Here is a 9,837-nt window from a genome sequence, read left to right on the forward strand (position 1 = left end):
TCCAAAAGGCTCAAGCCCTATTTTCCAAGTATTGAGCCTAGCCAGTAACGGCCTGTTTGACCTTTTTCAGCTGCCCCCGGATCAAGCTGCGGATGTTTCCCGTCAGATAGACATGTCTGTTCACAATCCTTTCCCGCGCAGAGATACGTCGGACAACCTGCGGATTGAATTCTGATTTGTATTTGTGAATGTTAAATTTCTTTTCGCCTGGGGCAGGTTCACGATATCCTTCGACATCCAGAATGCCGCATCCTCTTTCCTTGGCCCATCTCATCGCCTCCAACCACAAGGCCGGCGCAATGCGCAGATTGCCGGCGGCCCGCAAATGATCCGGCTCGGTGGTGAAGTGCCGACCATGTACAATGTCCCTGCTACGATACACCAAAAGCCCGGCCAGAAAGGTCTCTTGCTGCCAGGCCAGGATCGCGGTGCCTATCTCGTCCTGCTGCAATATGTCCTCAAACATCGCCTCATAGGCGGGAAGGCTCAGCTCGGGCAGCCTACGCGAGACGCGCAGTCGGTTCATGCTCTCGAGGAAAATGCGGAACTCTTCCGGGTTCTGCGCGCTTTGGAAGGTCACACCCTGCCGTTCTGCGCGTCTGACCTCGCGCCGGGCGCTTTTGGAAAATGCCGCCATGATCTCTTCGCTCGTGACCGAGATGTCGACCCATCCGGTTTCACGAAACTGGCTTTCTTCGGCCACGCGCCATCCCGCATGGGCCAGTGCAGTGTCCAGTGTGTCGGCCTCTTCTTCGGTCCAGAACGGTGTAACCGTCAGGCTGCCAACCCTTGAAAGCTCAGGCTGCCTACACAGCCCGTTCAGAAACGCCACCATTTCGGTGGCATCGTCGCAAACCGGGCCGCTCAGGCAATGGGCCCGGGACCAAGCACCGGGCAGATATGGGTGCGGTTCAAGCGAGATCAGGCCGACACCCACAAGCACACCCTCGCGCCGCGCCAGGGCATAAATCACCTTGTTTCCCAGTTTTTGTTCCGAATTTGCAAACAATAGTGATTGTCGGGGGTGCTGGCGTTTGGCTCCATTCAGGAATGCTACCCATTCATCATGTTGCTCTGCACTCAGGGCCTCAGTGCATTCAATCTTAACGCTGTCTTGCCCCACAAATTGTTGCACTGCCAAACTAATACCTCAATGCACTGATATATTTACTTCGAATTTCACAGCTACTTTTTCACAACAGTCATCATGTGACCGACTTCAGTGTATTCATAGATCAGAACAATGGCTAAACAATTTGAAAATGTAAGTGATTAACGAGAACAGAGTTTCATGACTTCACCGTCGCACGGCACGCAGAGCGAATGCGCTGTTTCCATTGTCATCGTGAACTGGAACACCCGGGATATTCTTCGGGACTGCCTGATATCCATTTCACAGCAAACCCGGAAGCCGCATGAGATTATCGTCGTCGACAATGCATCAAGCGACGGCTCCGCCGATCTTGTCCGCAACGAATTCCCTGATGTCCTGCTGATCACCAATGACACGAACCGGGGATTTGCCGCCGCCAACAATCAGGGACTGGAAATCGTGCAGGGTGACAATCTGCTGTTGCTCAATCCCGACACTATCATTCTGGATGGCGCGATCGACACCATGCTGGACTGGCTGGATCAGCACCCGGATGTTGGCTGCGTCGGCTGTCAGGTCCTGGAGGACGAAACCACCATCCAGCGCACCTGTTTTGCCGACCCCGGACCCGGCAATCTGGCCCTGACTGAATTCGGTCTGCACCGCCTGTCACCGCACAATCAGCTTCTGGCCCGAGCCGAGTACGGAGACTGGGATCGACGGTCGCAACGCGAGGTCGACGTCGTCTCGGGCATGTTCATGCTGGTGCCCCGTCGCGTCTTCGATACTGTGGGTCCTCTGGATGAAGCATTCTTCGTCTACTCGGAAGAGGCCGACTGGTGCCGCCGCATCCGCAATGCCGGCTGGAAATGCGTATTCGCACCCGAGGCGCAGATTCTGCACCTTGAGGGGGGTGGCAAAAGCACCGCTCAGATCCGTTCGCGGATGTATGTTCAAATGCAGAAAAGCAAGATAATCTATCTGCACAAGCATTATGGCCCTTGGGGCGTATTCCGGGGCCGGATGGTCTTTGTGGGGTCCTCCATATTGCGCTTTGTCATGTCAGTCGCAAACCAACGGGAAGAAGCCGCCGCGCGGCGGCGTCTGGCCCGGGCCTCGCTGCGCTATCACCTGACCAGCCAGGAGCCGACAGAGTGACCGACACAGACGTCCGGCTGACATTCAAATGGGTTGATGGGGTCAAGGGCCTTGAACGCATGGCCCATGCGTGGGCCACACTGGCCCGGCAGACCGGCGCGGACATCTATGCCACCCCGGTCTGGGTCCTCACCTGGTGGGCCCATTTTGGACGCGGCAAAACACTTCGGACCCTTGTGGCGCACGACGCTCAGGGGAAGCTGGTCGCCTTGCTCCCGTTCATGATCTATCCAGTTTGGCTGGGTCCTGTGAGGATCCGTATCGCCAAACTGGCAGCAACCGATCCCAACACGGTGATTTTCCAATTGGCCGCTACGGAAACCGCGCTAAAGAGCAGTTGTACCGAGGCTCTGAACGGCCTTCTCGGCGATGGCCGGGTGCATCTGGTCAGTTTCACCCCTGCCTCGGAACACGGCACCATGCTGGCTGCTATCCGCGATGGGGTAACCACGGCGCCGGGGCTGACCCTGACCGATACGCCCGCTGGCACCCATACGGTTTTTGAACTGCCCGATACGTTTGACAACTATCTTGCCAACCTGTCCAAGAAACGCCGGGGTCAGTATCGACGGGATCTGAAGCATCTACAGGATGACCACGGCCTGACAACACAGATGGTCCATCCTGATGCGCATCAGTTCGGGGATTTTGTCGGCTTTCACAACCGGCAATGGCAGGAGGTTGGAAAAGGAGGCCATTTCGTGGACTGGCCTGGCAGCACCGCCTTCTACAGCGATCTGGCAGATGCCACCTTGCAGGGGCAAGAGACCTGGTTCGTCGAACAACATGGTCGAAACGGCCCTCTTGCCACTCAATTCTGTCTGGTCGCGGGGCAGACCTGCCATTGGCGGTTGCCCGCCAGATCAACCGACCCGGAGCTTGAGCGGCTCAGCCTTGGGAAAATCGGCTTGATCCAGATGATCGAACAACTGATCAGCGCGGGCGTGACGCGGATCGAGGCCGGGATTGGCGCATATGGTTACAAGCTGGTCTATGGCGGTGAATCGGTGCCCACTCATCGCCTGATCGCCTCAAGGCGATCAGGAATATCCCCGGTCTTGCTGAAGCTCTGCCTTGGCTGGTCGCGCCTATTGCATCTGGCCTATTACAGACTCTGGTTCGGCCGGATTGCGCCACGGCTGAGGGCAGTGATCCCGCTGAAACACACGTCGCTGTGGCCCAGTTGGATCAGAACAAGGATATGAGGAGGACATGATCGCAGATCAACTCTTTGCACAGGTTCTCCCTGAAGAGGACTGGCCCGCCCTCAGCGCGTCGTTCCGGGATCTGACCCTTGAACACAGCCTGACCTATGCCCGCGCGGCGGCCAGACGGATCGGGGCAGAGGCACAGTTTCTGATGCTGGCCACCCCGGACGGGCAGCCTGTTGCCGCTGCATGTCTGCGCATCAAACATGTTCCCGGTTTGCGGCGCGGCATTGCATGGCTTGCCGCCGGACCGCTGGTGCAGCATGTTGATCGGCCGGACCCCGACACAGCAACACTGCGCGCTGTGCTGGTTGCGCTGCGTACGTATGCTCAGGAGAACGGGCATATCTTGCGCCTGCGGTTCCCGGCCACACCCTGGCATGATGTTGCCTTGCTGGATCAACTGGCCCACAGCGAAGGGTTTTTGCCCACCGATCGATCCCCCGCCTATCGGACCGTAGTCGTGGATTGCGAACAGAACGAAGACACGCTGATGCGTGCCCTGCACGGGAAATGGCGCAACCCCCTGCGCAATGCGCTGAAAGCCGGTCTTGACCTGGATATCGTACCGATTGCACAAGCGGCCGACCGGTTTCATCCTATGTATACTGAGGTTCAGGCAGCCAAAGGCTTTCGACCGGATATCCCGCCAGAATTCTACTATACACTTCAGGGGTCGGATTTTGCTCATGAGGTTCTGTTTGCCCGCAAGGACGGGGCCGACATTGCCGCAATGACATTGGGCCGGGCTGGGTCGAATGCCGTCTACTTGTTCGGCGCCACTCTGGACACCGGGAGGCGCCTGAATGCCGGGCATTATCTGATGTGGCATTCCATACTGCGTTGTCGTGAACTGGGCCTGAAGTATTTCGATCTGGGCGGGATAGATCCTGAAGCCAATCCTTCCGTCACACGTTACAAGCTCCGCACAGGCGGCACAGAGCTGCGCGCGGCGGGCCCGTACGAGTTCCGCCCCACCGGCGCAGCCTCTACCCTGATCAGCGTTGCCGAAACCGTTCACGCCCGTCTAAAGAAACTGCGCTCATGACAAGACCCATCGGCATCAACTTTCACGGCATCGGAACGCCTGAGCGTCCTCTGGAGCCGGGCGAAGCCCCCTATTGGCTTTCAGTCGAGCAATTCGAACGGGTTCTGGACCGGATCGCCACAGCCCCCGATACGAACCGGTTCACCATTACCTTCGATGACAGCAATCTTTCGGATCATGATATCGCCCTGCCAGCGCTGTCGGCCCGGGGGCTTCGGGCACGGTTCTTTGTCCTGACCGGGCGGATCGGGCAGGCCGGGTCATTGGATACCGGACATCTGCACGCATTGCAGGCCGCCGGCATGATAATCGGCAGCCATGGGGTCGACCATCTTGCCTGGCCAACACTGGATGACGCCGTTCTGGTCCGAGAACTCAGCGAATCCCGCGCACAGTTGGAAACGATATGCGGCTGCCCGGTGGTCGAAGCGGGCATTCCCTTTGGCCGCTACGATACACGGGTGTTACGTGCGCTGCGCGATGCGGGCTACACTACGGCCTGGTCAAGCGACGGAGGCATCTGGCGCAAAAACGCATTTATACGCCCCCGCACATCGCTGCGCGAGGATATGAGCGATCAGGATTTGAAGGCGATCTTGTCGGGTCACATGCCGCTCGCGCGCCGCTTTCGGCGCGCATTGGGCATGACCCGTCGGCGCTGGACGACCACAGGTTAGCGGGCGCGTGCGACGCGCCCGGTAGACAGCTCGCCAGGCAGGGCCTGAGAAAACCGGGTATATCGCACCTTTTTGTCTGCCTGGTCGGCCTGTGCCTGATCCCCGTCCTGCCCGGATTCGTCACCCGCATCCAAAAACCAGACCCCCGCCCCAAGAAAGAACATCAAGAAACAGAACGTGGCGTCCCACAAATGCACCGTAACGGCTGACATGATCAGACCGAACAATGAGATCAGATATCCCAGACGGGCATCCGCCGTCGCCCCACTGAGTTGCTTGCCCCCAACCCGGAAGAAAAGGATAGCCACTGCACCAACCAGCAGGAGCAACCCTGGAAGCCCGTGCCGCAAGGCGATCACAAGCCAGAAATTATCGACACTGCTTATTGTCCACATCCATGCTGGGCGGGTCCAGTCATTAAGGCCAATCCCAAATATTGGATTTCTCAGAACATCGTCTGAGGCAAAATTGAAGATGTGAATTCGCATCCATGCTGTTCCGGGTGACAACGTGAAATGCGTGGCAAAGATCTGAAACATGCTCCGGTTGGATAATATTTCACCTAAAAAAAACAGCACGCCAAATCCGATAATCAGAATTTTCCACTTGCTCTTGAGGAATTGAAAACACCAACTCCAAGCCATCAACATCATCTGAATGATGACATTCAGAAAGGCACCCGATGAAAGCGAAAAGAAAACAACACCCGCGACAACGGATGTAAGGCTGGCCCTAGAATAGAACGATTTTCCCCATCCTAGAACATACCAAGTCAGCGCAAAAGCCGGTGCACAAAATACCCCGAACAGGATCGGGTGTGGCATTGTTGTCTGAGCTCGCATCAAACCCAACCGTGGCGGGAATTTCCACCCCTGCCAAGGATACACATTCAGGGCCTTGCCGAAGATATCCAGCAGCGGCGCTTTGCCCGTACTAGCCTCAAAAGCGGCAAATGGCAGAAGGATCAACATAAGAATAAAGAAGCATTTCACGAAATACCTAAATGCTCCAAGATTGCGTATATATGTCCGGGCTATAAAATATGGTGCGAGAGTTTCGATCATGAACATCCCGATAAATTCCCACAGTGTCCCGAGGCCATGGTTCACGGCAAGAGAAAGCGCCGCCCAAAACGCAAAGCCAATGACCAGAAAATCGATTCCTCTAATCTTTCCGGCGCGACCGCTAAGCCAGCCAAAAACAGCGGGGAACATGAAGATGATCAAAATCGTCCGGTACCCGTTGAGCTTCAACCCGCCCAAAAGAAAGAAGAATGGCATTGCAAAGGAAAATATCAAAAGCCCCAGCACAAGCGGCTTTGTCACCTCGGCTTTGGCTTTTGCTGATAGAAGCGTAGTCATCCAAATCTTTGCTCTCTTGTGACCGGGTTGGCTGAACCACATACATCCAGATGTTCACCTATGGACCGATCTACCTCATGGCCTGTCGACGCCAAGCCAGATGCCAACATTTCCGCTATCATGTCTTACCTGCGCGAAGGATATGTTTCCGCCAATGTCGACCCGGCTTGCAACTGATCGATCACCCCCCCCTGGCGCACACCGTATTCATTGTATCCGTTTCGGCGACCAATCGCATAATAGATGAACTCATTATCGTAATAGCCGCCTCGCGACGGGCTTTGATCCTGAATGATTGCATTGTTGAGAACCACCCAATCGCGCTGCCCTTCATACCCTATTATCGGCGCCGTCGCATTCTGTTCGATCACCACGGATGTTGAATCCGATGAAATGTTGATGGTTGGAACTGAATGTCCTCCTGGAACATGGATTAATGTATTTTTTCGAACAGATATATTGTCCGAACCATGAATCGAGATGCCATGGATATGACCATTGTAGATTATGTTGTTCTCGATCAGCACATTCCGGTGCCGCATTTGGCGGTCCCCTAGGTCCTGACCATCACCACCCGCCCAGATCGTTTGGGTGAAACCACCGACGCCCATGTCAAAAATATTGCCCCGGATAGTAATATTCATGCTTCCGCTTTTATTCGCACGCTGAATCTGGATCATGTCACGATGATCTTGTGAGCCGGCTTTGCTACCGAAATCGTGAAAATAGTTCCGCTCGACCCAGATGTCATCGACATTATCGAAAACCAAACCATCAGAACGGATCGAATGAACATGACTGTCGGTAATACTGACCTCACTTGAATTGATTGCCATAATCCCCTTCCACCAGTTTTTGAATTCTGTATTCTCGATATCAACATCCGTTGTGTATAGGATCAGCAGACCAAGCCCGGTACCATCACCATCAGCAAGTGTTTCTGTACCTTCAGCCTGATCTCCTCCAAAAACTGAGTTTGAAATTTTAACCTTACTGCTGTTCTGAATAGCGAAGTAAGCAATGTGTTCCGGCTCTCCGCGCTTGAAAATGTAGTCAAAGTAGATGCCATCCAGATGAAGATTACTGGTCTCTTTGATCTCCATACGATTAAAGCAAGCTGGCTTTCGAGGATCTGCCGATCTAATCACGACAGCTGACGGAAATGCCTTGCCCAGCTTCAGAGTGCCATAGTTGCCGGGTGCAAGCAGATAGGTCTCACCGCCACGGGCATTCTGTAAAGCACCTGCTAGTGCAGCTGCGTCAGAAATGACCTGGCCTTCGGTCTGGGCCGTAAATCTGGGTTTGAAATGCTGTATATCGCAGGGCGTCTTCGCATGCAGGGCAGGGCTTAACAGCAGCAGGATCGTACCTGCCAGCGCAAGAATACGTGATCTGGGCATGACGCACCTTTCTGATCTGCGGCCGTTCGAAAGCTTAGGCGAACCGCCGCATGCTGTCTATTGTGGCGCGCCTCGGATCTCATGACATTTCCGGGACACCGCCCGGGATCAAAGCGGTGCTTTTCCGGGCTGGCTTTCATTAAATCTGCAAGTTTCCGTTGGGGCACCGGGCAATTCATTGCCGACAGTTATCAGAGATACGCAAGGACGCGCCGGAATAATGGCGATTATGTGTTCATTGTTGCTTAAAAGGAATCAGTTAGTCAAATACGCGGCAACCGCCAAGGGAAGTGGAACAATTCCCAGTATCGAGTATCGAGTTCACTCGGAAATGAAAGCGCAGGGGCAGAATTGTCCCCATACGGGCAACAATTTCCAAACATAGCCATATTTAGGCCACTCTGCCGCCCTCACGCGGCTGTTCCATTCGTCCTGGGTGTGCGGGAACTCGTGCGCTGCCACTCACAGCGCCTATGAAACAGAAGGTGAAATATGTCGACGACAATCACGGTAACCTCTGCGGCAGAGCTGAACCAGGCCTTGTCACAGGCGACAGGTGGGGAAACGATACTGCTTGCAGCTGGCGACTACGGCAAGCTCAGCCTGAACGGTACACAGTTTTCATCCTACGTAACGATTAAATCCGCTGATCCGAATGTGCCGGCAAGCTTTTCGGCGGTCGGCCTCAGCCAGGCATCAAATATCACGTTTGATACCATCTTGTTTGACTACACCGCCAGTTCCGGTGATCCAGAGCATCTAAGCGTTTTTAGCGTTTATAACAGCTCGAATGTCACCTTCACCAACTCGGTCTTCGACGGCGATATTTCCAGCGGTACTGGCACCGGCACCGGTTTGCTCATCAACGGTTCCAGCAACATTGACATTAACAACACCGAGTTCAAAAACTGGTGGAAGGCCGTCATCACCGTGAATACCAACGGCATTGATGTCACTGGCAACGATATTCATTCGATCCGATCAGATGGCCTAGTCTTCGACAACGTAGATAATATCAAGGTCGAGCAGAACTATATTCACGATTTCGGTGGTCTGGCCGGTTCCGGCGACCATCGCGACATGATTCAGATCCAGCGCGCCAATGGTAGCGGCAGCGACAACATCATCATTCGCGACAATGTCTTCGATATGGGCCAGGGGGATTTCACCCAAACCATTTGGGCTGGCGGCGACGGCAAAGACACCAGCAATCCGAATGTCCAGCACAAAAACTTACTGATAGAAGGCAATGTAATTTACAATGGTCACCTCCACGGCATTTCTCTTTATGGCGTGGATGGATTGACGATCCGAAAAAACACTGTTCTGCACGTAGATGATAAGACTCTGACAGGTAGTGTCGAGGTGCCAGTCATTAACGTTTCGTCAGATTCACAGAACGTCACGATCACCCAAAATATCACATCGCAGATTCTGGGGCATAATGGCCAGGCGGGCTGGACTGTTGCCGACAACGTCCTGATCAAGCCCACCGAATACGACCAGCACTTTACCTACCAGGCTACGGCGCAGACGGACGGCTATAATCAGTACGTCGTCAAACCAGGAAGCCCGGCCGCTTTGCTCAGTGCAGGCTCTGACCTCGCAAACAGCATTTCGGGCACGTACTTTGATTGGCTGAATAGCAACGGGCATTCCGGGGCCGGTACGCCGTCTCAGCCCAATACCCCAACGAACCCACCCAATATCGGATCGAACCCACCACCTGATACCGGGGGTGACCAACCCGCAACCGGGGGTGACCAGCCCACGACCGGGGATGACCAGCCCACGACCGGGGATGACCAGCCCACAGCCGGGGATGACCAGCCCACAGCCGGGGACGACCAGCCCACAGCCGGGGATGACCAGCCCACAGCCGGGGACGACCA

The 9,837-nt window shown here is 55.0% G+C and carries 7 protein-coding genes and 2 pseudogenes; 6 read left to right on the forward strand and 3 right to left on the reverse strand.

Translation table 11 applies throughout. The annotated features are described in order from the left end of the window. Positions 1-37: 37 nt before the first annotated feature. Positions 38-973: a GNAT family N-acetyltransferase gene (locus tag Q0816_RS21330; protein WP_298854417.1), complete on the reverse strand. Its 936-nt coding sequence runs from the start codon at positions 971-973 to the stop codon at positions 38-40. Between the two features lie 318 nt (positions 974-1,291). Here Q0816_RS21330 and Q0816_RS21335 point away from each other — a divergent pair, with 318 nt between their 5' ends. The 4 genes from Q0816_RS21335 to Q0816_RS21350 are packed head-to-tail and all read left to right on the forward strand — an operon-like array spanning position 1,292 to position 5,184. Further along, positions 1,292-2,251, forward strand: coding sequence for a glycosyltransferase family 2 protein (locus Q0816_RS21335; protein ID WP_298854418.1), 960 nt, complete (start codon positions 1,292-1,294; stop codon positions 2,249-2,251). Continuing rightward, entirely contained in the window at positions 2,248-3,456 is a 1,209-nt protein-coding gene (locus tag Q0816_RS21340) for a GNAT family N-acetyltransferase (RefSeq protein ID WP_298854419.1), read from the forward strand. The genes Q0816_RS21335 and Q0816_RS21340 overlap by 4 nt, the downstream gene beginning before the upstream one ends. A 7-nt stretch (positions 3,457-3,463) precedes the next feature. Next, positions 3,464-4,507, forward strand: coding sequence for a GNAT family N-acetyltransferase (locus Q0816_RS21345; RefSeq protein ID WP_298854420.1), 1,044 nt, complete (start codon positions 3,464-3,466; stop codon positions 4,505-4,507). Then, a complete protein-coding gene (locus tag Q0816_RS21350; protein WP_298854421.1) occupies positions 4,504-5,184 on the forward strand; it encodes a polysaccharide deacetylase family protein in 681 nt (226 codons plus the stop codon). The genes Q0816_RS21345 and Q0816_RS21350 overlap by 4 nt, the downstream gene beginning before the upstream one ends. Here Q0816_RS21350 and Q0816_RS21355 read toward each other — a convergent pair. Together Q0816_RS21355 and Q0816_RS21360 are read right to left on the reverse strand one after the other, a co-directional pair. Beyond that, the gene (locus tag Q0816_RS21355) at positions 5,181-6,545 is read right to left on the reverse strand and encodes a hypothetical protein (RefSeq protein ID WP_298854422.1); all 1,365 of its coding nucleotides are present in this window, start codon (positions 6,543-6,545) and stop codon (positions 5,181-5,183) included. The genes Q0816_RS21350 and Q0816_RS21355 overlap by 4 nt on opposite strands. 125 nt (positions 6,546-6,670) lie before the next feature. Continuing rightward, positions 6,671-7,945, reverse strand: a complete 1,275-nt coding sequence (locus Q0816_RS21360; RefSeq protein ID WP_298854423.1) for a right-handed parallel beta-helix repeat-containing protein — start codon at positions 7,943-7,945, stop codon at positions 6,671-6,673. Positions 7,946-8,437: 492 nt separating this feature from the next. Here Q0816_RS21360 and Q0816_RS26125 point away from each other — a divergent pair. Continuing rightward, positions 8,438-9,034 (forward strand): annotated as a pseudogene (locus Q0816_RS26125) (right-handed parallel beta-helix repeat-containing protein); the annotation flags it as partial. Positions 9,035-9,683: 649 nt separating this feature from the next. Beyond that, positions 9,684-9,837: pseudogene (locus tag Q0816_RS26130) on the forward strand (hypothetical protein); the annotation flags it as partial.

The sequence above is a fragment of the uncultured Ruegeria sp. genome, from assembly GCF_947497005.1.
In the GTDB taxonomy this organism is placed as follows: domain Bacteria; phylum Pseudomonadota; class Alphaproteobacteria; order Rhodobacterales; family Rhodobacteraceae; genus Ruegeria.

What these genes read in the sequence shown, in the direction of transcription:
- Q0816_RS21350 (WP_298854421.1), top strand. Translation starts at nt 4,504, where the DNA reads ATGACAAGACCCATCGGCATCAACTTTCACGGCATCGGAACGCCTGAG.
- Q0816_RS21345 (WP_298854420.1), top strand. Translation starts at nt 3,464, where the DNA reads ATGATCGCAGATCAACTCTTTGCACAGGTTCTCCCTGAAGAGGACTGG.
- Q0816_RS21360 (WP_298854423.1), bottom strand. Translation starts at nt 7,945, where the DNA reads ATGCCCAGATCACGTATTCTTGCGCTGGCAGGTACGATCCTGCTGCTG.
- Q0816_RS21335 (WP_298854418.1), top strand. Translation starts at nt 1,292, where the DNA reads ATGACTTCACCGTCGCACGGCACGCAGAGCGAATGCGCTGTTTCCATT.
- Q0816_RS21355 (WP_298854422.1), bottom strand. Translation starts at nt 6,545, where the DNA reads ATGACTACGCTTCTATCAGCAAAAGCCAAAGCCGAGGTGACAAAGCCG.